This is a genomic window from Sphingobium estronivorans, assembly GCF_008692605.1.
Classification (GTDB): Bacteria; Pseudomonadota; Alphaproteobacteria; order Sphingomonadales; family Sphingomonadaceae; genus Sphingobium; species Sphingobium estronivorans.
In genome coordinates this window covers 38,994-62,801 of the sequence record NZ_LFCT01000027.1, presented here as the reverse complement: position 1 = coordinate 62,801, position 23,808 = coordinate 38,994, and the positions used below count along the sequence as shown (strand labels likewise).

The 23,808-nt window shown below is 64.3% G+C and carries 25 protein-coding genes; 16 read left to right on the top strand and 9 right to left on the bottom strand.

What is annotated here, in order from left to right:
* Positions 1 to 15 precede the first annotated feature (15 nt).
* Complete coding sequence (locus F7P65_RS17915; RefSeq protein WP_150294133.1) at positions 16 to 1,605, top strand: ShlB/FhaC/HecB family hemolysin secretion/activation protein; 1,590 nt, start codon at positions 16 to 18, stop codon at positions 1,603 to 1,605.
* Positions 1,606 to 1,824: 219 nt separating this feature from the next.
* Here the strand turns inward: F7P65_RS17915 and F7P65_RS17910 are convergent, their stop codons facing one another.
* Positions 1,825 to 2,631 carry a sugar phosphate isomerase/epimerase family protein gene (locus tag F7P65_RS17910; protein ID WP_150294130.1) on the bottom strand — a complete coding sequence of 269 codons (807 nt, stop codon included), beginning with the start codon at positions 2,629 to 2,631 and terminating at the stop codon, positions 1,825 to 1,827.
* Between the two features lie 294 nt (positions 2,632 to 2,925).
* Between F7P65_RS17910 and F7P65_RS17905 the strand changes: the two genes are divergently transcribed.
* The 12 genes from F7P65_RS17905 (at position 2,926) to F7P65_RS17850 (ending at position 12,235) form a co-directional block, all read left to right on the top strand.
* On the top strand, positions 2,926 to 3,672 hold the full coding sequence (locus F7P65_RS17905) for an SDR family NAD(P)-dependent oxidoreductase (protein ID WP_150294128.1): 747 nt from the start codon (positions 2,926 to 2,928) through the stop codon (positions 3,670 to 3,672).
* Between the two features lie 218 nt (positions 3,673 to 3,890).
* Complete coding sequence (locus F7P65_RS17900) at positions 3,891 to 4,922, top strand: zinc-dependent alcohol dehydrogenase (RefSeq protein ID WP_240334372.1); 1,032 nt, start codon at positions 3,891 to 3,893, stop codon at positions 4,920 to 4,922.
* Positions 4,919 to 6,178: a sulfotransferase family protein gene (locus F7P65_RS17895; RefSeq protein WP_150294126.1), complete on the top strand. Its 1,260-nt coding sequence runs from the start codon at positions 4,919 to 4,921 to the stop codon at positions 6,176 to 6,178. Before F7P65_RS17900 ends, F7P65_RS17895 begins: the two co-directional genes overlap by 4 nt.
* Before the next feature lies 1 nt (position 6,179).
* Positions 6,180 to 7,412: a DUF1214 domain-containing protein gene (locus F7P65_RS17890; protein WP_150294125.1), complete on the top strand. Its 1,233-nt coding sequence runs from the start codon at positions 6,180 to 6,182 to the stop codon at positions 7,410 to 7,412.
* 4 nt (positions 7,413 to 7,416) lie between these two features.
* A complete protein-coding gene (locus F7P65_RS17885) occupies positions 7,417 to 7,830 on the top strand; it encodes a VOC family protein (RefSeq protein ID WP_150294122.1) in 414 nt (137 codons plus the stop codon).
* Complete coding sequence (locus F7P65_RS17880) at positions 7,824 to 8,684, top strand: sugar phosphate isomerase/epimerase family protein (RefSeq protein WP_150294120.1); 861 nt, start codon at positions 7,824 to 7,826, stop codon at positions 8,682 to 8,684. The genes F7P65_RS17885 and F7P65_RS17880 overlap by 7 nt, the downstream gene beginning before the upstream one ends.
* On the top strand, positions 8,681 to 9,808 hold the full coding sequence (locus tag F7P65_RS17875) for a Gfo/Idh/MocA family protein (protein WP_150294119.1): 1,128 nt from the start codon (positions 8,681 to 8,683) through the stop codon (positions 9,806 to 9,808). Before F7P65_RS17880 ends, F7P65_RS17875 begins: the two co-directional genes overlap by 4 nt.
* The gene (locus F7P65_RS17870) at positions 9,805 to 10,557 is read left to right on the top strand and encodes an SDR family NAD(P)-dependent oxidoreductase (RefSeq protein WP_150294117.1); all 753 of its coding nucleotides are present in this window, start codon (positions 9,805 to 9,807) and stop codon (positions 10,555 to 10,557) included. Before F7P65_RS17875 ends, F7P65_RS17870 begins: the two co-directional genes overlap by 4 nt.
* Before the next feature lie 10 nt (positions 10,558 to 10,567).
* The gene (locus tag F7P65_RS17865; protein WP_150294115.1) at positions 10,568 to 10,987 is read left to right on the top strand and encodes a lipocalin-like domain-containing protein; all 420 of its coding nucleotides are present in this window, start codon (positions 10,568 to 10,570) and stop codon (positions 10,985 to 10,987) included.
* A gap of 21 nt (positions 10,988 to 11,008) precedes the next feature.
* Positions 11,009 to 11,455, top strand: a complete 447-nt coding sequence (locus F7P65_RS17860) for a nuclear transport factor 2 family protein (protein ID WP_150294113.1) — start codon at positions 11,009 to 11,011, stop codon at positions 11,453 to 11,455.
* Between the two features lie 30 nt (positions 11,456 to 11,485).
* Positions 11,486 to 11,914 (top strand): nuclear transport factor 2 family protein, encoded by a 429-nt coding sequence (locus F7P65_RS17855; RefSeq protein ID WP_150294111.1) that lies wholly within the window; start codon positions 11,486 to 11,488, stop codon positions 11,912 to 11,914.
* 12 nt (positions 11,915 to 11,926) lie between these two features.
* Complete coding sequence (locus F7P65_RS17850) at positions 11,927 to 12,235, top strand: hypothetical protein (protein ID WP_150294109.1); 309 nt, start codon at positions 11,927 to 11,929, stop codon at positions 12,233 to 12,235.
* A gap of 5 nt (positions 12,236 to 12,240) precedes the next feature.
* On the opposite strand, the gene F7P65_RS17845 is transcribed toward F7P65_RS17850, so the two are convergent.
* Both F7P65_RS17845 and F7P65_RS17840 read right to left on the bottom strand, forming a co-directional pair.
* Positions 12,241 to 12,972, bottom strand: coding sequence for an SDR family oxidoreductase (locus tag F7P65_RS17845; RefSeq protein ID WP_150294107.1), 732 nt, complete (start codon positions 12,970 to 12,972; stop codon positions 12,241 to 12,243).
* 18 nt (positions 12,973 to 12,990) lie between these two features.
* Positions 12,991 to 14,280, bottom strand: a complete 1,290-nt coding sequence (locus F7P65_RS17840) for an MFS transporter (protein WP_150294105.1) — start codon at positions 14,278 to 14,280, stop codon at positions 12,991 to 12,993.
* A gap of 90 nt (positions 14,281 to 14,370) precedes the next feature.
* Here F7P65_RS17840 and F7P65_RS17835 point away from each other — a divergent pair, with 90 nt between their 5' ends.
* The gene (locus F7P65_RS17835) at positions 14,371 to 14,946 is read left to right on the top strand and encodes a TetR/AcrR family transcriptional regulator (RefSeq protein ID WP_150294103.1); all 576 of its coding nucleotides are present in this window, start codon (positions 14,371 to 14,373) and stop codon (positions 14,944 to 14,946) included.
* Positions 14,947 to 14,952: 6 nt separating this feature from the next.
* Here the strand turns inward: F7P65_RS17835 and F7P65_RS22100 are convergent, their stop codons facing one another.
* From F7P65_RS22100 to F7P65_RS17810, 6 genes are all read right to left on the bottom strand, one after another.
* Positions 14,953 to 15,099, bottom strand: a complete 147-nt coding sequence (locus F7P65_RS22100; protein WP_162854699.1) for a hypothetical protein — start codon at positions 15,097 to 15,099, stop codon at positions 14,953 to 14,955.
* Positions 15,100 to 15,238: 139 nt separating this feature from the next.
* A complete protein-coding gene (locus F7P65_RS17830) occupies positions 15,239 to 16,414 on the bottom strand; it encodes a glycosyltransferase (protein WP_150294101.1) in 1,176 nt (391 codons plus the stop codon).
* Between the two features lie 4 nt (positions 16,415 to 16,418).
* Complete coding sequence (locus F7P65_RS17825) at positions 16,419 to 16,922, bottom strand: DUF2141 domain-containing protein (RefSeq protein WP_150294098.1); 504 nt, start codon at positions 16,920 to 16,922, stop codon at positions 16,419 to 16,421.
* On the bottom strand, positions 16,919 to 17,860 hold the full coding sequence (locus F7P65_RS17820; protein ID WP_150294096.1) for a hypothetical protein: 942 nt from the start codon (positions 17,858 to 17,860) through the stop codon (positions 16,919 to 16,921). Before F7P65_RS17820 ends, F7P65_RS17825 begins: the two co-directional genes overlap by 4 nt.
* A 13-nt stretch (positions 17,861 to 17,873) precedes the next feature.
* Complete coding sequence (locus tag F7P65_RS17815) at positions 17,874 to 19,061, bottom strand: glycosyltransferase (RefSeq protein ID WP_150294094.1); 1,188 nt, start codon at positions 19,059 to 19,061, stop codon at positions 17,874 to 17,876.
* A gap of 3 nt (positions 19,062 to 19,064) precedes the next feature.
* Complete coding sequence (locus F7P65_RS17810; protein WP_150294092.1) at positions 19,065 to 19,802, bottom strand: polysaccharide deacetylase family protein; 738 nt, start codon at positions 19,800 to 19,802, stop codon at positions 19,065 to 19,067.
* Positions 19,803 to 20,035: 233 nt separating this feature from the next.
* Between F7P65_RS17810 and F7P65_RS17805 the strand changes: the two genes are divergently transcribed.
* Both F7P65_RS17805 and F7P65_RS17800 read left to right on the top strand, forming a co-directional pair.
* Positions 20,036 to 21,064 (top strand): endonuclease/exonuclease/phosphatase family protein, encoded by a 1,029-nt coding sequence (locus F7P65_RS17805; RefSeq protein ID WP_150294090.1) that lies wholly within the window; start codon positions 20,036 to 20,038, stop codon positions 21,062 to 21,064.
* 288 nt (positions 21,065 to 21,352) lie between these two features.
* Positions 21,353 to 23,770 (top strand): TonB-dependent receptor, encoded by a 2,418-nt coding sequence (locus F7P65_RS17800; RefSeq protein ID WP_240334371.1) that lies wholly within the window; start codon positions 21,353 to 21,355, stop codon positions 23,768 to 23,770.
* The last annotated feature ends 38 nt before the right edge of the window (positions 23,771 to 23,808 follow it).

Sequence of the window (23,808 nt, the reverse complement as noted above, 5' to 3'; positions counted from 1 at the left end):
TCGCAGGAACGCTTCATGCTCCTTGTCCTCGCCGCGCTGCCCGCGCTCGTGGCCGCGCAGCCGCCTTCAACACTGTCACCGCCGCTGATCCAACAGAGCGAGCAGCCCTCCGAGCCGAACCTCACGGAAAAGCCCAGTGGCGCCCCGGTTCAACGCGCCATCGCCGTGGACGCTGAGGATAGCGGCGCGGCCATTCGCGGCATCGACTTTGTCGGCGTGGACGCGCCGGAGCGGGTCGCGCAGGCCGCTCGCCAGTTTCTCGGCCGTCCCGCATCGCGCCAGACGCTCGCCGCGCTCGCCAGGGCGATCTCCGACGCCTATGCCGAGAGCGACATCGCCCTCTACACCGTCGCCATCCCCCGGCAGGATCTGTCGACAGGACAGGTCAAGGTGTTGCTGGCCGAGGGCTTTGTGGAGGACATTGTCTATCCCAAGGGCGCGAGCCCGCTGATCCGCGCCTATGCCGAGCGGATGCGGGCGGAAAAGCCGCTCAGCCGTCGTGCACTGGAGCGTTATCTTTCGCTGATCCGCGACATTCCCGGAGCAAAGGTGGAGGTCGCGCTGGAACGCGGCACGAAGCCCGGCGGCGTCAAGCTGGCGATCACGCCGACGCGCAAGCGCTTCGACGCCAGCTTCGGCGTCGACAACCGTACGCAGAGCGGCCTCGGCAGCGGACAGTTGCGGGCCACCGCCCAAGCCAACAGCCTGCTGCGTGACGGCGACCGGACCGATCTGGTGCTGCTCGGCGCGACGGACCTCAAGCGCTACCAATATATCGGACTCAGCCACCAGACGCCGCTGGGGTCCGATGGCCTCACCCTGGGTCTGTCGGGATCGTGGCTGCGCACCCGGCTCAAGAATTTCCCGGTAACGGGCGAGGCGAAGACCGCCGGGGTTTCGCTCAGCTACCCCCTCATTCGCGGCTATAAGCGCAACCTGACGGTCAGCGCCGGGCTCGACGGCCTGGACAGCGACGCCGCGCTGCTGGGGGCGGTCCTCTCTTCCGACCATATCCGCGCCGCGCGGGCAGCGGTCGGTTATTCCATGATCGGCGACAAGGATGTGCTGACGGCCGGCCTCACCATCAGTCGCGGCCTCGACATATGGGATGCACGCGGGACGCCGGGCTTTACCGATACGGTCTTTACCAAGGTCACGGCCCGCGCAGCCTATGACCGGATGCTGGGCAAGCGCTTCGTGGGCCGCCTGCGCATGACGGGGCAATATAGCGCCGACCGGCTCTCGGGCAATGAACGGCTGGCGGTTGGCGGGCCGGACTATGGCCGCGCCTTCGACACCGCGCTGCTCAGCGGCGACCGGGGCGTCGCCGGCTCTTTCGAACTCGCCTTCCGCCCGGAACTGACGCCACGGCTCAAGGGTACGGAAATCTACGGCTTCATCGACGGGGCCAAGGTGCGGATCAACAGCCGCGCCGGTTTCGCGGCCAGCGACTATGGCCTCGCTTCGGCCGGCGGCGGAATAAGATTGGCTTATGCTTCGAAAGCATCGCTGGGTCTGGAGGGGGCGCGGGTGATTGATACCCCGTTCGCCGGCGTCGGCGACTGGCGCTTCAACATTAGCTGGAGTTGGAAGCTGAACCGGTAGGACGAAGGCGAAAGCCTCCATGCCGTCGCGTGCCGAAGAGGATGAGGGCCGGCAGCTCGCGCAACTGCTCCATCTTGCCCCGCAGCGTCTTGTAGAAATCCGCGTCAAGCAGACTGCGAACAGGAAGCGGTCATAGCCGCTGAGGGGAGGGCGCGCAGCGGGCGAGTCTCATTTCGATAGCGCGCTCCCAATTTTCAAAGTCCGATAATAAGGATTATGTTAAATATCGGGAAGCATGGCCCAAAGATCGCGCATCGCCTGCATCAAGCGCCCAGCGCGCTCCTGCGGTGCGAGCCGCGCCAGAGCACGCGACGGCGCTTCCACTGCGATCGTGGCATGACCCGGCAGCAAGGGCAGCAAGGCCCGCAGATCGAAGGCGCCCGAACCCGGCAACAACCGGTCGAACACCGCTTCCTCAATCCGGTCGGCGGGCGCTTGCGGAGGACCGTCGCTCAACTGGACATGACGGATACGGTCGGGCGGCAGCGCGGCGATATCCTCCCAGCTACCGCCACCGCGAATGACGTGCAGACTATCGATGCACAATCCCACGTCCGGTCCCAACGCCTGCGCCAGTTGCATGGCTTGCGCCGGGGATGCGATCGCAGCCAACGGGAACGCCTCTATGATCGCGGGCGCCCCGGCTTTCCGGCAGATGTTCACCATGCGCCCGAGGGATTCCATCAATCGCGCATGGTCCGGATCGAGTCCCAGCAGGCTGACCGTTCCGCCCAATTCGGCCGCCAGCGCCGCACTTCGTTCGAACAGACGCCAATCCGGCGAGGCGTCGAGCATGAAGGGCTCGACGACGGCGAGTCGCAATCCTGTGTCGCGCAAAGCGGCGATCACCTCCCGCCGGGCCGCCCGATCCGCCACGAGATCGGGGGTCGGACTGATCGGAATGGGTGTGACGAAAAGGCTGACGGCTTCGAAACCGGCACGCGCCGCGACATCGATCACCGTCCTGGCATCCAGGTCGATGAGAGAAAGATGATCCAGGCAAAAGGCCGGGAGCGCACGGGTCATGCCGGCCTGCCGTTGCTATTGCGCGAAGGCTCCGCAATGAGCATCGCCACCCCTGCGCACCATTGCACCATTTCTCATATCCTCCGTATCGCGCCCGCCTGCCGGCGGGCGAATCCGTTCAATGCGGCGAAATGATTATATAATCGCAGGCCGGCATCTTCCACCACGGCGGTCATAATCCATCGTATCACCCTGAAAATTCTTCGCGTTTGCTGTTATAATATCCGTGTCACCCTTGAAATGCGTATGAATATGGCGCATTTCATGCCGGACTACAGGGAAGGGAGAGCGGATATGCGTCTGGAAGGCAAGATTGCGGTCATAACCGGCGCGGCATCGGGAATCGGGCTGGCGGTAGCGCGGAAATTCGCGGCCGAAGGTGCGAAGATCATCATCGGCGACCGCAACGTCGCCGGGGTTGAAGAGGCCGCTCAGTCCATTGGACAGTCCGCCACGGCGATGGCGCTGGACGTTGCGGACGAAGCGTCCTGCCGGGCTATCATTGACCGGGCCGTGAGCGATCATGGTGGGCTGGACATTCTGTGCAATATCGCAGGCATTCTCGATTTCGGGCGCTTTTCCGAAGTCGATCGCAGCCGTTGGGACCGGACGGTGTCCGTGAACCTGACCGGCGTTTATCAAATGTGCCATGCGGCGATGCCGCACCTGATCGAGCGCCGTGGCAACATCGTCAATATGTCGTCCGCCGCCGGACTTGTCGGCGTGCCTTTCAACGCCGCTTATTGCGCGACGAAACATGGCGTGGTCGGGATAACTCGCGCACTGGCCCTCGAATTTTCCAAGGAAGGCGTACGGGTCAACGCAGTCTGCCCCGGTGGTGTCGATACGCCGATGACGAAACAGGCTCCGCCCGAGAATATCGATTGGGACATGGTCATGCGCTCGGCTTCCTGGCTTGACAGCGGCGCGATGGCGACCACCGACGAAATCGCCGATAGCGTGCTGTTCCTGGCGTCAGCCGAGGCCAAGCGCATCACCGGTGTCGCCTTCGCCGTCGATGGAGGCCAGACGGCCGGCTGAGGGCGTTCAACCTCGTTCACAATCATAAGAGGGTCTGGAGCTGGGCACGGCTCCGGACCCTCTTCGTTTATGCGGTTTCTTCTTTTGCCGGATGAAGCAGCATTTTGGGTCACAGGAAAACGATAATCTCACGCCATCGACAGAAGAAAGGCTGGCGATGCGCAGTCCGGAGTGGCATTTTCAACGCAACGAAACAGAGAAGCGGAGAGGATGGCAGGATGATGCAGCTTGCGCGCGTGCACGGTCCAGGTGATGTCCGACTGGACGAGGTGGCGATGCCCGAAGCCCGTCCTGGGGAGGTCATCGTCAAGGTCGCGGCCTGCGGCATCTGCGGCAGCGACCTCAGCTATATCGCGCAAGGCGGACTGGGCGGCGTGGAGCCGCTGGAAAATCCATTACCCATCGGTCATGAATTTTCCGGGACGGTTGTTGCCGCCGGTCCCGGAATGGGCGGAATCGCCACCGGAATGCGGGTGGCGGTCAATCCGGACCACGCCTTCATCGGCGGCGGCGGCCCGGACGGCGCCATGGCGCCCTTCATCCGGGTGAGTGGGGCGCGCATCGGCGAGACCCTGTTCCCCCTGCCCGATCATGTCGGCTTTGCCGAGGCAGCGTTGGCCGAGCCACTATCAGTGGGCCTGCACGCGTTGAAGCTGATGAAGGTCCAGCCGCAGGACAAGGTCGCGATATTGGGCGCCGGACCGATCGGCCTGTGCACCATCGCCATGCTGCGCCACCTGGGCGTTACCGACATCGCCATATTCGACCGGGTGGAAAGCCGACTGGACCGTGCCCGCGCCCTGGGCGCGACGCTGGCCTGCAACGTCACGGCGGGGACGATGACGGACGCCCTCGCCCGCGTCCATGGCGGCGGCGACCGTTTTGGCGCACCCTATGTCGGCACCGATGTGTTCATCGACGCAGCGGGCGCGCCGGCCGCGCTGACCGAGGCGTTCGGCATCGCCAAATATCGCGCCCGCATCGCCATCGTCGCGCTCTACAAGAAGCCGGTCACTCTCGACCTGTGGCGCATGATGGCGAATGAAATAACGATGAGCGGCTCGATCGCCATGGACCGTGCCGCCGAATTCGGAGAGGCATTGGCGATGATTGCCGCAGGCGAGCAGGATCTCGCGTCGCTCATCAGCCATCAATATGATTTCAGCGATTTCCATACGGCACTGTCCACAGCCGCCGATCCCGACCGATCGGCCAAGGTCATGCTGACATTCGCAGAGGAGCCCGCATGAGCGCGCCGCAGGACATCATTATCGACGATATGGCGCAGCCGCGCCTCACACCCGCCATCATCGCCGCGCGGGAGGGGCCAGCGGACTTTGACGAGAATATGGGGGTCGATGAAATCCTCTCCCGTGCCAGCGCCATGACGGGCGGCCTCAGCGATTTCGGCGAGGATACGGGATTTCGCGAGCGTCTGGCCGTGGTGTTGCAATCGCTGGCGGAGGATGAAGGACTGACGCGCGGCGGTCGCATCACGATCATCGACCATGCGATCCGGGTGATGGCGAACCGGCTGCGGATCGAGGATCTGGTGAAGCGTCACCCGGAAATCCTCGACATCGAGATCGAAAAGCCGCTCATCATCGCCGGATTGCCCCGTTCGGGTACGACCCATCTGGTCAACTGGCTGGCGCGCGATGAACGGCTGCGCTCGCTCACTCTCTGGGAATCGGAGGAGCCCGTGCCCAGCGCCCCGCCTCCCCCGCCGGGCGAACCGGACCCGCGCGCGCTGCGCAGCGCTGAATTCTGGGGCCATTTCGAATCCATGCTACCGCACATGGCGGCGATGCACGGCATGGATGCCGCGTCGATCCATGAGGACAATGAACTGCTCTACATGGACCTCAACTGCTACAGTTGGGAATTCCAGACCCGCATTCCGCGCTGGATCGACCATTATTTCGCGCATGATCGCACCCCGAGCTACCTTTATGAAAAGAAGGTGCTTCAGGTGCTGACCTGGTTCCGGGGGCCGAACCGCTGGATCCTCAAATCGCCGCAGCATATGGAAAATCTCGCTCCGCTGAAGGCGGCGTTCCCCGACGCGACGCTGGTCATCACCCATCGCGACCCGGTGGCGGTGCTGCGGTCGTTGACCACGATGCTGGGCTATTCCGACCGTATCCGCCGCGATCCGACCGATCCGCAGGGTCTTGCGCGGCACTGGGCCGACCGGATCGAGCGGCTGCTGCACGCCTGCCTCGACCAGCGGGACGTATGGGGTCCAGACCAGTCCATCGACATATTGTTCCACGAATATATGGCCGATCAGGAAGGCATGATGCGCCGCGTCTATGAACTGGCGGGCCTGCCCCTGACGCCGGAGGCGGAACGCGCGCTGCTGGGCTATCTGGACGAAAATCCGCGTCATGCGCTGGGCCGCGTGATCTATGATCTCGAAGGCGTTTTCGGCGTCGACGTAGCTGCTTTGCGCGATCGTTTCAGATTTTATTACAATCGCTTCCCTGTCAAGCTGGAGAACTGATATGAAAGCTGAAAACAAGGCTGCGGAACGCCTGCTTTCCGGCGCGGCATGGGACGATTTCTGCGATACGCTGAAGGTGGCCGGTCGGATGATCGATCAATTCGGCGACCAGCCGTCCGAACTGGATCGCGCCGAATGGTATCGTTTTCTGTCGCGCCTCACGCGGTCGGGCTGCGAGCGGCTGATCGAGAATGCCGAGCCGACCCGGCCCCGGCTGCGGGATATGGTCTGGCGGCAGTCGATCAATTTCCAGACGGTCGATCAGGACCATCTGATGTGCCAGTTCGACGAGGCGCGCGATTACCGCATCACCGGCACGCGCGGCACTATCCCCTATTTCGTGATGGCGGTGCTGACCGCTCCCGCCCCCGGCGATCCGGGTGCCCAGGACTGGGCGCCGCTGGGCGTCGAGGGCCTGACGCAGTTCGATCCGTCCAATCTCAAGACGACCGGCTTCCTCGCCAGCCAGCAACTCGTCGTCGCCGAGGATGGCACGTTCGAGATCATCCTGTCGCAGAATGACCCCGGCCCCGGCAAGAACTGGCTGAAGCTCGCCCCCGACACCAATTGCATTCTCATCCGTCTGGTCTGGAGCGACCGTTCCAGCCAGACCGCGCCCGCAATGACCATCGAACGGATGGACGGCGTCGCGCCGGAACCGATCACGCCTGCGCTGATGGCGAACAATCTCGCCTGGGCGGCGCAAGGCGTGCTCGGCTATGCCGAACTGGTGCGCAACTGGTGGCAGGGCAATCAGGGCAATTTTTCCGCCAAGCTCAACCGGCTGGATTATAGTCGCGCCCAATATCTTTCCAACGGCGGGGTGCCCGACCGCCATGTCGCCTTCGGGGGCTGGCAGAAGGACAAGGACGAGGCGCTGGTGCTGGAATTCACGCCGCCTCCCTGCGAATATTGGAATTTCCAGATCTGCAACATCTGGCAGGAAAATCTCGACACATTCGAGGATGGCAATGGCTGGGTGAACAACAGCCGCTTCGTCGCGCAGCCCGATGGCCGCGTGCGCATCGTCATCGCCGAGAGCGATCCGGGCGCGGGCGGCAACTGGGTCAACAGCTTCGGCCATGACAAGGGCCAGTGGGGCCTGCGCTTCGTCCAGACGCAGGTGACGCCGCCGGTCAAGCTCTGGCGGCTGCCGCTCGACCGGCTGGAGCGAGAGGGCGCGGCGGCGCTCGATCCGGCGCAGGCGGTCGACACCGGCCAGTTCGTGGACTGACGCCATGGCTGTCCGCTCGCTCGATCATGTGAACATCCGCACCGCCGACGTGCCGACCACGGCCGCCTTCTTCCGCGATATATTGGGGCTGGAAGCAAGGGTTGCGCCGGGGGCCGACGACATCGACAAGGGCTGCTGGATCCATGACCCGAGCGGGCACCCGATCGTACATATCGGCCCATCGGAGGGACGTTATCCCAGCGATGACATGCTGCCCTTCACCCCGGCGCGGGGTAGCGGCGCGGTGCATCATGTCGCGCTGGAATGCGACGATGTGGACGATATGGTTCAGCGGATCGCGTCTACGGGCCGGACTTTCACTCGCAAGGACTATCCGCCCGCCAACCTGACCCAGATCTTCGTTCTGGAAGAAAATGGCGTCCTGCTCGAACTGAATTTCCGCATGGAGTCATGCTGATGCTGTCCGTCGACCTTGGCCTTGCGGGGCCACCCTTCGGCCACATCCCGCTGCTCGACCGGCTCGCCCCGGCCCGCACCGCCGGCTTCAGCGGCATGTCGGTCATGCCCGGCGACATCTGGTCGTTGGAGGCGGAAGGGATGAACGCCACCGAAATTCGCGCGCGTTTCGCGGATCACGGCCTGCGCGTCATGGAAATGGACTGCATCGCCTGCTGGCTGCCCTCGCACCACAATGTAGGCGAGGATGTTCCCATGGCCGCGCTGTTGCGGGCGCTGACACCCGAACGCGTGGTTGAAACGGCGGCGCGGACGGGGTCGTCATCCATCACGGTCGTGGAAATGATGGGGGTCACCCCTTCTCTGGACGAAGCCGCCGAAGCCTTCGCCCGGCTGTGCGACATGGCGGCGGGCCAGGGGCTGAAGGCGCATATCGAATTCCTGCCCTTTGGCGGGATACCGGACCTTGCTCGCGCATGGGCCATCGTACAGGCGGCGGACAGGCCCAATGGCGGCCTTATGATCGACAGTTGGCATTTCTTCCGCAGCGGATCATCGCTGGACCTGCTCAGCACCATTCCGGGGAAGCGCATTTTCAGCGTGCAAATCAACGACGCGCCAGCGCAGCCTGGCGAAAATCTGCTGCAAGAAACCATGGCTGGACGGCTGGTGCCGGGCGAAGGCGATCTCGACCTGATCGGCTTTATCCGCACGCTGGATGCGACCGGCTGCACCGCTTCCGTCTCGGTCGAGATTTTCTCCACGGAAACGGCATCGCAACCCATGGCAGAGACGATCCGGCACTGGACCGGAGCGACCCATGCCATCATCGACAGGGCAAGGAAAGAATCATGAGCAATGACAGCCAACCCATGGGCGCCGTCGTGGTGGGAACGGGCTTTGGCCTGTTCACCCATGTCCGGGCCTTGCGTCAGGCCGGCATCGAAGTGCGCGCCATCGTCGGCCGCGACCGGCAACGCACCGCCGAACGGGCCGCGCCGCTGAACATTCCCGTCGCATCCGACAATCTGGAACAGGTGTTGGCGGACGATCCGGCGATCCGGCTGGTGACGGTTGCCACGCCACCCCATGCGCATTACCGCCCGGTGATGCAGGCCATCGCCGCCGGGCGCGCCGTGATGTGCGAAAAGCCCTTCGCCAAGGACCTGCCGCAGGCGCGGGAAATGCTGGCCGCCGCCGAAAAGGCGGGCGTCGTCCATGCGCTGGGCGCGGAATTCCGCTTCGACAGCGCACAGGCGCTGCTCCGCCGGGTGGTAAAGGACGGCATGATCGGCGACCCGCTGATGTTCAGCCGCATCTATCAACAGCCCGGCGGCAGCGGCGATGAACCGCTGGCCGACTGGTGGACGGATGCGCAGCAGGGCGGCGGCTTTTTGGGGGCGTTTGGCACGCACATGATCGACCAGGTGCGCTCGACAGTGGGCGAGATCGTCGCGGTCAGCGCGATCCTGCGCAAATTGTCCCCCGGCCGCCCGGCCATGACTTCCGACGACTATTACAACATCCAGTTCGTCACTGAAAATGGCTGTCGCGGCGTGATCGAGGCGGGGCAATATTTCCCCGGTCCGTTCGTCATGGCGACCAAGGTGGCGGGCACGCGCGGCGCGGCCTGGATTCAGTCGGGCGCGGCCTTCGGCGATCCTGAACAGCTGTGGGTCAAGGATACGGACGGAGAACGCCAGATAGCGATGCCGCCCGAACTGGTGAACCCCACGCCCGAACCCTTCGGCGTCGAGGCGCTGATCCAGACCGAGATGGACCGCTGGCACACGCAGGGCTTCGATGTCGCGCCCTATGCCAAGCTGTTCGGCCAGATCAGGGCGACGATGGAAGGCCGCGAGCCGCCCTTGCCCGATCCGGCAGGCGATTTCCGCGATGCCGCGGCCGGACAGGCGGTGCTCGACGCCGCCCGCCGTTCCGCTGCCGAAGGTCGTTGGGTGGAGGTAGAAAAACTATGAGCAATATTCATCATGATTATGCCGGCGCGCATGTGCTGGTCACGGGCGGCACGAGCGGGATCGGTGCGGCGACCGCTGCGGCCTATCGCGACGCGGGCGCGGAAGTCACCATCACCGGCACGCGCGGCAGCGCAGCCGAGTATGACGCGGACCTCAGCGGCTATCGCTATCTGCAAATGGACGTGGAGGTCGGGACGAGCATCGACGCGGTGGCCGCCGCCCTCCCCCGGCTCGACATTCTCGTCAACAATGCGGGGATGGCGCTGCCCAGCATCGGGCTGGACGAATATGAACCCGATGTCTTTGCGCGTTCGGTAAACATGCTGCTGGTCGGTGCGTTCCGCATGGCACGGCGCACGGTGGACTTGTTGGAGCAAAGCCGCATCGAGGGTGGCGCGTCGATCGTCGGCGTCGCGTCGATGAGCAGTTTCTTCGGAATAGGGATCGTGCCGGGCTATGGCGCGGCGAAGACCGGCCTCGTCGGCCTGACGCGCACGCTGGCGGTGCAATGGGGACCGCGCAACGTCCGCGTCAACGCGGTCGCGGCGGGCCTTACGCGCAGCCACATGACGGCGGGCACTTTCGAACAGGAGCAATGGACCGCGCCGACATTGGCGCGTACCCCGCTGGGGCGTCTGGGCGAGCCCGCCGATATTGCGGGCGCCATCCTGTTCCTCACCAGCCCCGCGGCGGGCTGGATCACGGGCCAGACGTTGCCGGTCGACGGCGGCTACACGGTGGCGGGATAGGAGGGACGACGTGGGCGATCGCGAAAAATTCGTCGGCGCCTGGCAGTTGGTGCTCTGGACGACGCATCGGGCCGATGGGACCGATGCGTTCCCCTTCGGCCGCGACGCCATCGGGCAGATCATGTACAGCGCCGACGGCCATATGAGCTGCCATCTGATGATGGCGAACCGGCCGCCGCTGGGCACGTTTACCATCGATGAGGTCAAGGACGCCGCGCTGGGCACCGCCGTGCGCGCCTATAGCGGCTATTTCGGGGCCTACACCGTCGACGACGCGGCGGGGATCGTCACGCATCACGTCGACGGCGCATGGTATCCGGACTGGACCGGATCACAGCAACCCCGCCGGTTCCGCTTCGAGGGCGATCGATTGTTCCTGGAGGCGGAGGTCGGCGGCGATCTGGTCAGCATCGAATGGCGGCGCGCCTGATGAAGGGGGAGGCAAGTCGATATGGATGATGCGGCACGGCTGCTCGCCCTTCGCGAAATCGAAATGCTCAAGGCCCGCTATTTCCGCACGATGGACGGCAAGGACTGGGCGGGGTTGCAGGCGGTGTTCACGCCAGACCTGATCGCGGATTTCCGGGACTCGGCGCCGGAACGCAATGAGGCCCTGCTGATCCACGGCGCCGAGCCCTATGTGGCGATGCTGGCGCCGACGCTGGCGAACGTGACGACGGTCCACCATGGGCATATGCCCGAAATCCGGCTGGAGGATGCGGACCATGCGCAGGGCATCTGGGCCATGGAGGACTGGGTGTGGCCCGACGCCTCTTCAACCCTGCCCTACCGCTGGCTGCATGGCTGGGGCCATTATCATGAACGCTATCGCCACGTCGCGGGCGAATGGAAGATCGCCGCCATCCGTCTCAGCCGGTTGCGGGTCGAACATGGTTGACGGAAACCCTTTACGCTTGGGAGAGACGGGATGAACATGGAAGCCATGCAGGCGCATTATGAGATCGGCCGGGAACTGACGCGGTTCGCCCGCGCCATGGACGATCGCGACTGGCCGACGCTGAAGGCCATATTGACCGAGGACGCGACGGCCGAATTAGGCACCGGCCCGCTGAAGGGCAGCGACGCCATCGTCGCCCTCATCCGCCAATATCTGGACGCCTGCGGCACCAGTCAGCATCTGCTGGGCAATTTGATCGTGGAGGTCGAGGGCGACCGGGCGCGAAGCCGCTGCTATGTCAGCGACATGCATCTGGGTCGGGGCGATGCGTCGGAACCCAATTTTCGTTCGCTGGGCGATTATCACGACGTCTGGGTTCGTATCGACGGGCGCTGGCAGCTGTCCGAACGGCACAAGCATAATCGCGCAGTCATCGGTTCGATGGACGTATTCGGATAAGCCGAACCATCGTTGTCACGGGCGCCGCATCGGGGATCGGCGCCGCCACCGCTGGACGGCCTGCGGCCGATGCTGGCGAAATCCGCCCGTCCGCGCGCCGTCGCCATCTGCTCCACCGCCGCCTTCCTGCCGTCCAACCGCACGGTGGTGGATCTATGCCTTGCCGGTAATGAGTCTGCCGCGGTCGACGGCTATGCCCGGCGGGCGGAGATCGCCGAACTGCTCGATTTCCTGCTGAACATGGAAAATCGCTATATGCTGGGTCAGATCGTCTTCATCGACGGCGGCAGCGACGTCATCCTCCGTCCCGAGCGCGTCTGAGCGGATCAGAAGTGGGCGGTGTAGCCGCCGTCCACCGCCAGCACCTGCCCGGTGACATAGGAGGCCGCGTCCGAAGCCAGGAACAGGACCGGGCCGACAATTTCTTCCGGCCGGCCCCAGCGGCCCAGGGAGGTTCGCCGGTCGAGATGCTCGGCAATGGAGGGGTCCGCGATCATCTCCGCATTGGCGTCGGTGGCGAAGAAGCCGGGCGCGACGGCATTGACCGTGATGCCCCGCCCGCCCAGTTCCGCCGCCAGCGCGCGGGTCAGCGCGTCGAGCCCGCCCTTCGACATGGTATAGGCGGCGTCGCCGGACCGCGCGATCTGACCGGCGATGGACGTGATGTTGATGATCCGCCCGCCGGCCTTCATCGCAGGCACGATGGACCGGGCGAGGTCGAACGGCGCGACCAGATTGACCTCCAGCATCCGCCGCAGCGCAGGCCGGTCCAGTTGCTCGATCGGCCTGCGATCCCGATGGCCCGCATTATTGACCAATATGTCGATGGAGCCGCATCGCTCCAGCGCGGCCTGGAGGGCTTGGCCGTCCTCCAGGTCGAAGGTCAGCGGTTCGCCCGTTCCGCCCGAGGCGATGATGTCGGCGGCTATCGCCGCAAGCGGTTCCGCGCTGCGGGCATGGAGCAGCACATGCGCGCCCGCCCCCGCCAGACCGCGCGCGATCTCGCGCCCCAACCCGCGCGCGGCACCGGTTATGAGGGCGGTCTTTCCTTGCAGCATGCTTCCCTTCCCCATCCGTCAGGCGAGCGCGACAGACCGGCTCCGCCCGCGATCGATCAACAAGACCAGCACCGCGCCGATCAGGCACAACAGGCCCGCCGCGACGAAAGCGGGCATATAGCTTTGCCAGGCCGTGCGGGAAAGCCCGCCCGCCAGCGCCGCACTGGCCGCGCCAAGCTGATGCCCGGCGAAGATCCAGCCGAAGACCACATTCGCCCTTTCCGGCCCGAAGCGCTGCGCCGTCAGCCTGACCGTCGGCGGCACGGTCGCCACCCAGTCCAGCCCATAGAACATGGCGAAGATGGACAGGCTGTAGAGCGAGAAATCGCTGAACGGCAGATAGAGCAGCGAAAGCCCGCGCAACCCATAATACCAGAATAGCAGCCAGCGATTGTCGAACCGGTCCGACAGCCAGCCTGATCCGAGCGTTCCCGCAAAATCGAACAACCCCATCATCGCCAGCATCGACGCCGCGCCCACCGCCGCCAGCCCGTAATCGCCGCAGAGAGAGATAAAATGGGTCTGGACGAGGCCATTGGTACTGGCCCCGCAAATGTAGAAGGAGAAGAAAAGGATCCAGAAACTCCGCACGCGCGATGCTTCGGCCAGGATCCGCCGCGGCGTCATCAACAGCGCGCCGAGACTGGCGGGCTGTGGCATGACTGGATGAACCTCGCTTTCGCCATAGGGCGGCAAGCCGAGATCGGAGGGCCGGTCGCGCATCAGCAGCAGTGCGGCCGCCGCCGCCAGCAGGATCGCGCCACACACCAGCAGCATCGCCGCGCGCCAGCCGAAATGCTCTGTCAGGCTGGCGAGCAGCGGCAGGAACGCCAGCTGCCCGGTCGCGGTACTGGCCGACAGGAGTCCCATGACCAATCCGCGCCGTTCCGTAAACCAGCGCGTCGCCACCGTCGCGCCCAACACTACGGCGGTCAGGCCCGTGCCGATACCGATCACGATCCCCCACAGCCAGACCAGCTGCCACAATTGGTTCATGCCCAGCGACAGCAGCAGTCCCGTGATAACGATGGACAGCGAAATCAGCATCATCCGCCTGACGCCGAAGCGGTTCATGAACGCGGCGGCAAAGGGTCCCATGCCGCCGAACAGCAGGAAGCGGATGGCGAGCGCGCCCGAAATATCCGCCGCGCTCCAGCCGAATTCCTTTTGCAGCGGCACGATGAACACGCCCGGCGCGCCGACGGCGCCCGCGACCACAAGCATGGTCAGGAAGGTGGCGAACAGCACCACCCATCCATAATGAACATGGCGGCCTGCCAGAAAGCGGGCCAGAGCGGCGGAAAACATGCGAGTCCCCATTTCGCGGCAAAAATCAGACTGGCGTTAAATGATAGTCATCATATATAAGGTCAAGAGGCCAATCGGAGCGCTGTGGATATGAAGGTTAGCCGGGAACAGGCAGCCCACAATCGGGAGAAGGTGATCGAAGCCGCATCGCGCCTGTTCCGCGCGCGCGGCGTGGAAGGCGTCGGCATCAATGAAGTGATGCGCGAATGCGGGCTGACCCATGGCGGATTTTACAATCAGTTCGCCTCGAAACAGACGCTCGCCGCCGAAGCCTGCGCCCGTTCGCTGGCCAATGGCGCGAAACGCTGGCGCGCGCTGGCGCAAGAGGCAGGGCCGGACGATGCGGCATCGGCCATAGCCGCCGATTATGTGAGCATACGCAATCGGGACGCACCGGAAACGGGTTGCGCGCTGCTGGCGCTCGGTCCGGACGCGGCCCGGCAGGGTGGCGAATTATCCGCAGCTTTTCGTAACGGTTTCAACGATCTGACGAATATCATTGAAACTTCATCACCGGACATTTCGCGCCCGGATGCCCTCGCCCGCATGGCGCAGATGGTCGGGGCCATGGTCCTTGCCCGCGCCGTCGCCGACCCGGCCCTGTCGGAGGAGATCATGGCCGCCGCGCGCAACGCCCTGATCCCGTCCGGCGATACGGCTTCCTGAAAACGGCTATTTCGGGGTCCGCAACGCCCACCACAATATGGCGGCCATGATCGACCAGTTGCCGCAGCTGTGGACGTGGCGGAGGCCGCAATGATGCGCCTCCCCAGCGGCGGACGCGCTGTCGGCCGGATTGGAGCGGTTCCGTTTGCGCATGGAAAAGATAGGCATGGATCGGATGAAAGGGCGCCGCGCGGACCGGTTTGCCTTTTCCCGCACTCGAAACAGGGTCCAGCTGCCTTCATTCTCTGCGATGTCCGCATGGATGGGCGACGCCATCTGGCCTGAAATTATTTCAGGCAGCATGGCGACGCTTCCCTTCCAGTTCGCGATACATGGCGAAAAGCTGCGTGAAATGATCGTCCATGGTCATGACCGATGCCGCCATTTGGGCGGCGCGCCGACGTTGCGCCCGGGGATCGCTGCCGAGGAACGCGGTGATCGCCGCTGCCAGGCTGTCCGTCTGTGCCGCCCGGTAACGCACTCCCACGCCATGCCCCACCTGGTCCGATGCGCCGCCTTCGTCGGGCACGATGATCGGAATGCCGCTGGCCCGCGCTTCCGCCGCGACCATGCAGAAGGTTTCCGCCTCGCAACCGTGCACCAGCGCGTCGGCGCTCGCCAGCATCTCCGCCAGCATGGCGCGGTCATGCATGGGCGCCAGAAGCTGAATATGCGGATTGTTCGCCGCTGCCCGCCGCACCCGCGCCCGGTCGCGACCGTCGCCGACCAGCACCAGCCCGACCGGATTGGCATAGCCCGCCGATGTCACCGCTTCGATCACCTGCGGCCAGCGCTTTTCGGGCGCATGCCGTCCGACCCCGAGCAGCAGCGTCGCGTCTTCCTTCAGCCCGCAACGCTCCAGCAAGCGCGCCCGCAACGCCGCATTGCGATGGCGAGGCGAGAAATAGCCCGGCTCCACACCCATGGGCAGCGTCGCCACCCGCTCCAGCCGCCCGGCGGACAGCCGCTGCGACAGGCTGTCGCTGGCGCTCACCACCAGATCGAAACTCTGATCCAGCCGCCGCAAATGGCGCCAGAACCAGTCGAAGCCCCTGTCGATGGTCGCGCGGCTCAACACCGATCCGAACCAGCGATAGGCATAGGCCGATAATGGATCGGCATGCATGATGAGCGCACGGGGCGCATCGCCCTGCCAGCGGGCGACCATCGCCGCGCTGGCCCAGGGCGAGGATGCCTCGACCAGATCGGGCTGCAAACGGTCCAGCATGGCGTGCAGCGACTGTTCGTCGTCGAAATAGGAATAGCGGCGGTCCAGCGGAAAGCGGCGCGCGGGCAGCATGACGATGCGCCCTCCTCCCTGCGCTTCGACCACGCGGTCGTTGTCCGACGGGGCGAGGATGATGATCTCATGCCCCGCCTGCGCCCCGGCCTGGAGCTTGCGTTGGACATAGGTTTTCACCCCGCCGCCCCGGGGCGCATAAAAGGCGCAGACATCGACGATGCGCATCGCGTCATTTCTCCAGCGGGCCGAAGGAGAAGAGTCCCCGGCGATAGTTCATTGTGATGGCGATCCGCGCCGGCCCCGATCCGACCGTCGCCCTGGCGACGGCGGCATGGGGCTTCGACCAGCCGAGCTTGGGATTGCCCGGAAAACCGATGCCGTCGACCGACAGCGAGAAACGGCGATTGCTGTCCCGGTCATGCATCAGGCTGAGCGCATAGACGCCCGGACCGGGCGCGCGGATGCAGAGCTGAACGGGGCCGGACGACGGCACCGCCTCCTCCACCCGACGGAACGTCTTGCCCGCCGCGACCAGCACATTGTCGTCGGCCAGGAAATCCTGGTCATTGGCGGGATAAAGCTCCAGCTTCAGCCGGCCTGCGCGGTCCTTGAGGCCTAGTACCTCTACCAGAAAGGCCGGACCGTTTTCATTGGCCCGGCATTGCCCTTCAGCCTTGCCGAGATCAGGCGTAGACGGGATCGCCGCTCCTGCGAGAAGGAACGCGGCGATCATTGGGCGCGGCTTTCGCGCAGCAGTTCGGTCACGCCCAGCACCATGCCAACCAGCAGATGCGCGGCAAGGATCAGCGACGCCATCAGCGCCATGGCCGACGCGATCTCGCTGTCACGCCCGATCAGGAAGGCGGCCATGCTGGCGAACACCACATCCTTGTTGGGCAACAGCGGCAGGCGTGAGATGAGCTGGCGAAGAGTTCCGAGCAATATCCACCAACTGATCGCAATGTCCGGCAACAACAAATGCCACATCACCGCCGCCAACATTGTCGTCGCCACGATACGCAAGAGATGGATGGACGAAACCATCCACAAATCCCCGCGCGGCAGGGTGAACAGCCGGCGCCGCAGCAGCATCGCCACCAGCGACGACGCCAATACAAACAGGATCGACCCGCCGACTTCCCAACGGTTCAGCCCGGCATCGACTGCGCCCAGCAGCGGCAGCGCCAGCGCCACCATCAACAGCGTCACGCCATTGCCGACCAGCGCGGACAATATGGTCACATCCTTGATCGCGCCGAAGGGAGCCGTGGTAATGCTGGCGTTGCGCCGCGCCCAGGCATAGAAATAAACCTCGCCCAGATAGCCGAGCAGAATCTCGTTGCTGACCAGCTTGCGCAGCAGCGCGACGAAGCCCTCCGCCGGGATCGCCCAGAGCCGCCGGAAGATCACCCATTCGGAAATCGGCCCGCCCAGATAATAAAGCGCAAAGGCGATCCAGAACGCGAACGACACCGGCATCAGCGCCCACAGGCGGCGCGGATCGATGTCGCGGAATTGGTGGAGGGCCACGACCAGGATCAGCACGGACACAAGCGGCCCGGCCCATCGGGTCCAGTTGCGGCCCGACTGGATCAGCGGCTTGGGATCAAGCGCACTGTCCAGCGATGCGACCGTGGGGCTTAAAAGGCCGGTTGAGGATTCGCCGGTCATAGGATGCTCATTCTCATTGGCTGGAAGAGGTGACGTTGCCGCCGAGCGGGCGCCTCAGTTGCTCCGGGCAGGATTTTTCGCCGGAACTGCCAAGGCGCGCGGTGGCGGCAAAACGGGTGAGATAGGAGGGGGCGGCCGCCTCCAGCGTGAAATGGCGGGCCTGGGCAAGACTGGCCGCTTCATCCTGAACGATCCGTTCGGCATCAGCGATGGCGCAGGCGAAGGCCGTCACATCGCCAACCGGCACCAGACGACCCAGCGCACCGTCGAGGAGCAAGGCACGCATCGCCGCGCTGCACTCCGTCGCGATAATCGGCTGCCCGGCGGCCAGCGCCTCCAATATGACGGCGGGAACGCCTTCATAATCGGAGGAGAGCAGGACAATATCGCCCCGCCCGATCCGGGACAGAGGATCGGTCACATGGCCCGCGAAATCGACGCGCTCGCCGATACCCAGCCAGTCGGCCAACTTCTTCAGCCGCTCCCGATCGGGACCATCGCCATAAAGGGTCAGCCGGTCCCGCACGCCCGCGCCCAGTGCAAAAGCCTCCAGCATCAGGGCGAAATTCTTCTGCCGTACCAGCCGGCCGATGGCCGCGAAGCGACGGCCTTCTCCCGCCGTTCCGGACAAGGTCCGCGCCCGCAGCCGGTCGATCTGTGCCGACGACAGCGCCGGATCGGGAATGATGCCGATCCCCGGACGGCGAGGACGGGCCAGCGTCGCGATCTCGGCCTCCAGACCGGGCGCCATGGCAACGAAATGATCGATGAAGTGCCCCTGCACGCGCAGCCAGAGGCGGTAAAAAAACCGTCCCGCCCAAGGCATGTCGCGTCGTTCCAGATCGTTGCTGATCTTCGCCACCACCGGAGGACAGCGACCGCCGAGCAGCAATTTCATCGCCACCGCGACCACCGCATAGCTGTTACCCGCACAGAACAGCACGTCGGGCCGCCAACGCCGGATCGCGGCGGGCAGCATCGCGATCATCCAGAGCGTTTCGCACCATGCAATGGAAAAGCGGGCGCGCGGCGGCATGTCCGCGTCAAGCTCTTCGCCCAATTCCCGCTGCATCGCGCCGTCGCGGCGCCCCATGAACAGCGGCGCATCGACGCCCTGCTCGCGCCACTGGCGGACCAGCCGTAACGCGACCCGTTCGACCCCGCCGGGTTCGAAGCTGTGGAGGAAGGTCAGGACACGCATCTTTCAGTTCTTCAGCAAATCGCCGTAGCGACCGGCCTCATGCGTCCGCGTCAGGCGGCGCAGGGCACGGTCGATGCTCGCCAGCAGGCGCGGGACTTGCGCGTCGCCCGGATGGACAGCAACGCGCGCGACGGAGGCATGGCGCAGCAATGGCGGCAGCAGCCGCGCCGCCAGCAAGGAAGAAGCGATCCGCGCCCGGCTGCGACTGGCCCAGGTCAGCACCGGCCCGCGCGCCAGCACCCGGCCCGTCGCCGGTTGCCACACCTTCATATGATCCTCCGCCAGCGCAAAGCCGGTTTTCGCCAAAGCGTCGAGCGCCTGGGGGCCGTAGAGCCAGGCCGGGGCAACGAATCCCGCCACCGGACGCCCGGTGATGGACTGGATCAGGTCACGTGCGGCGGCCATGCGCCGCTCCGCTGTCGAAGCGTCCAACCCCAGAAATTCGCCCTCTCCCGCTGTCATGTGGCGCGCCTTGAAACGCGCCGCCGCGCTGGAGTGCGTCGCCATGTCGCGGTGAAACCAGCCATGGGCGAAGATGCTGACCCCCGCATCCGACCAGCCCCGCAGCCGCCCCGCAAAGGCGCTTTCAGGCCGCAGCGGATAGGCGCCCCAATGGTACGGCACGACCAGCATGGCCAGCCGATCGACCGGGACATGCTGGGTCAGCCGGTCCAGCAACAGATCGACTTCGGATTCGAAGCGCGGACCAACATCATGAATCGACAGAAGAAGTTTCTTCATGACTGCCCCCTACAGACTGAAGCATACCCAATTACGGGCGCCGCTATGCTTGCCACCGATGACTTGATGATGACAGATTCGATCATGCCTGGAATTTCGCTCCTGACCTCAGGACGGCATCCCGGACCGCAACCGCAGTCGAACAGGATCATGAACTCTTTTTCATCTTCGCCGACAACTGAGGCTGCGTCCTTCCCCTGCCGTCCTCCGCCCGTTGCGGCAGGAGAAAGACGGTGGGTTTTTTCGCAGGAATTTCCCGGGGAATCGCGCTCGCCGCACTGATCGCCATCGCGCCGCCGACCCATCCGCGCAACCTGCCGCCATCGGCCGCTCCCGTGCCCTTTTCCGGTCGGTTATCGGTGATGACCTATAATATTCATGGCGCACCCTGGCCGGTCGCCTGGGACAGGCCCGCCGATTTCGAGCGGATGGCGGCCACCCTGCGCTCCCTGCGTGCGCGAGGCAAAAACCCGCACATCGTCGTGCTTCAGGAAGCCTTTACCAGTCAGGCCCAGGCCATGGGCCGCGCGGCTGGATATCGATATATTGCCGATGGCGCGGATGAGGATGCGGGCAGCGGCGCGCTCCCCAGTTCCGCCGACCTGCGCTTTGCCGCACGGGATTCATGGATTCATGGCGAGGGGATCGGCAAATATGTCGGCAGCGGATTGCAGATCCTGTCCGATTATCCCATCGTCCATATTCGCCGGATGGTCTTTCCCGCCTTTGCCTGTGCCGGATGGGATTGCCTGGCGAACAAAGGCGCGCTGCTTGCCCGCATCCGGCTGCCCGGGCAGAGCGGCGCGGTGGATGTCGTGACCACGCATCTCAACAGCCGCCGCGCGTCCGGCGTGGCGGATGAACGGTCGAACCATGCCTTTACGGCGGAGCTTGCCGATCTCAGCGCGTTCATCCGGCACAATCACGACCCGCGCAACGCGCTGATCGTGGCGGGCGATTTCAACGCCGGGCAGACGCCGGAGCGCCGGGCGGAACTGATGGATCGAGCGACGCGGACCTGGGTGCCGGGGGTGCGGATCGACAATGCCTATGATGCGGCGCAGGCCGGCGGCATCGCCCTGACCGCAGATGCATTATCTTCCCGCCAACGCGCCCGCGACTGGGAATTTTTCGCGCCGGGCCGGACCCTGAACCTGAAGCTGCGTGGGATCGCCATTCCCTTCGGTCATGACGCGGCGGGCACGATGCTATCGGATCATGTCGGCTATACGGGGATATTCGATATCAGACGATCAGCCTGAACCATTATTCAATGGAATGAAATTATAAATAAAGACAATTTTCCCCATTACGACGTTCATCAATATTTATATAAATTATATGGACATTTTTTTCTAAAATATATTTACCCAAGTAAGAATCTATATTTAAATATGATGATCTTATAATTGATTTCATGAAAAATGAACCGAAAATGACATTCATTATAGTATAATTATGACAGCGTTTGTCACAAAACTGTTGTGATGCCGTCCTAGTGGCCGCCCCGCAAAGCATCCATCCGATGGATTTGAAAAGGGGTTACTGTCATGATTCGCTCTTCCACCAACCTGCTGCGCATGTCGCTGGGCGGCCTGCTGCTGGCGTCGGTTTCCGCGCCCTCGCTGGCCTTTGCCGCCACCGATCAACAGCCTGCCGAAGCCTCCGCGGCTGCGGAAGAGGCAGGGCTGGGCACCATCGTCGTCACCGCCACCAAGCGCGAGACCGACCTTCAGGAAACGCCGATCGCCATTTCCGTGATCGACCCCACCGTCATGAAGGATCGCCACGTCCAGAGCCTGTTCGACCTGACCGACGGCGCCATCCCGTCGCTGCGCGTCGCCACCTTCGAAGCGCGCCAGTCGGCGCTGACGGTCGGCATTCGCGGCATCGTGCCGTTCGACCAGAACCAGACCGCCCGCGACACCGGCGTCGGCGTCTATGTCGATGGCGTCTATCTCGGCCGTTCGCAGGGCCTGAACGCGGCGCTGTTCGACGTCGAGCGTCTGGAAGTGCTGCGCGGCCCGCAGGGCACGCTGTTCGGCCGCAACACCGAAGGCGGTGCGGTCAGCATCGTGACCAAGGCGCCCACCGGTGAATTCGGCGGCCGTTTCATGGGCGGCATCGGCAATTATGGCAGCTACAACAGCGAAATTCACCTGAACCTGCCCGCCTTCGCCAACATCGCGCTCAAGTTCGACGGCGTCATCCAGCATCAGGACGCGACGGTGAAGAACCCGCTGCCCGGCAATTATGGCTGGAACTATTACAACCGTTACGGCGGTCGCACCTCGGCCCTGTGGAAGCCGGTCGACGGCCTGTCGGTGGAGGTCGCCTACGATCAGGCGAAGGACGAAAACACGCCCTTCTACAGCCAGCTCGTCAACTACAACCCGACCAACCTGCCGATCGCCACGCTGGCCAACGGCAAGCTGAGCTGCGCCGCCGCCAAGTGCATCAATCCGCTGTCCCCGCTGGTCGTCGTCAGCGGCGACAACCGAATGAAGGTCGCCGACATCGGCGTGCCGCAGCAGCTCAGCGTCGACCGGACCCATGGCGTGTCCTCGACCATCAAATATGACGCGACGTCCAACCTCCAGCTGCGTTCGATCACCGCATGGCGCGGCGTGACCACGGCCCAGTGGGACAATTCGGGCGGCGCGCACCGCACCGTGTTCGCTCCCAATGCCCTTTTCAGCCGTTACAGCCTGTCCGACCTGACCCAGCATCAGTTCAGCCAGGAATTCCAGGCCGTGGGCAGCCTGACCAATCTCGACTATGTCGTCGGCCTTTACTATTTCCAGGAAAATGCGCGGGAATCGGCAGCGACGCCGTCTTCCAACCAGTGGAATGCCGACGGCACGGCCTATTCCATCACCCAGCCGCAGGTGTTCGGTCCGATCACGTCGAGCAACCAGGGCTGGGCCTATGGCTCGCGCTTCATTCAGCGTGACAGCCATGCCACGGCACACAGCTATGCCGCGTTCGCCCAGGCCACCTGGACCCCGGCGGGCATGGACATGCTGCACCTGACGGTGGGCGGCCGCTACACCAGGGACAAGCGCAGCGGCGCGCTGACGATGGTGTCGGGCGTGCCTACGCCCTGGACCTTCTCCTTCGACAACGACCGCTTCGATCCGATGGCGACCCTGGCCTTCGACATGTCCAAGGATGTCCACCTCTACGCCAAATATGCGACCGGCTATCGTGCGGGCGGCGCCAACGACCGTTCGTCCAATTTCGGCGCCTTCGGCCCGGAAAAGGTCAAATCCTATGAAGTCGGCGCCAAGATGGACATGCTCGACCACAAGGTTCGCCTGAACCTGGCCGGCTACATCATGGACCGCAAGGGCACGCAGATCGACTTCGACCATGTCGACACCAGCCCGACCCTGGCCAATGGCGCGCCCAACCCGACCTTCAACCTCCACACCGAGGATACGGCCAATGCGCCCGGTACCTCGAAAATCCGGGGCATTGAGGCCGACTTCACCACGAACCCGATCGACGGTCTGACGATCGGCGCTTCCTACGCCTATACCTACACCAAGATCCCGGCGACACCGAACCCGCAATTGGCCGGCAATCCGCTGACCCAGGTGTTCGTGGTGTTCACGCCGCGCAACGCAGCGTCGGGCTATATCGACTATGAGGTGCCGGTTTCGGTCATCGGCGGCGACACCAAGCTGCGCTTCCACGTCGACGGCAACTATGCCGACAGCATGTACAGCTTCCAGAACGAGCCGACCAAGACCGACTCCAGCTTCATCGTGAACGGCCGCATCGCGCTGGCCGACATCCGCATGAACGATCACGGCCAGACCTTCACCGTCTCCGCCTGGAGCCGCAACCTGTTCAACGAAGCGCATATCTATCGCCGTTCGGCTGCCAATGCCGCGACGCTGGGTGACTATGCGAATTTCAACGCGCCCCGCACCTGGGGCATCGAAGGCACCGTCAACTTCTGATCCGGGTAAGAAAAGGGGCCGTGGCGTGCACCCCCGCA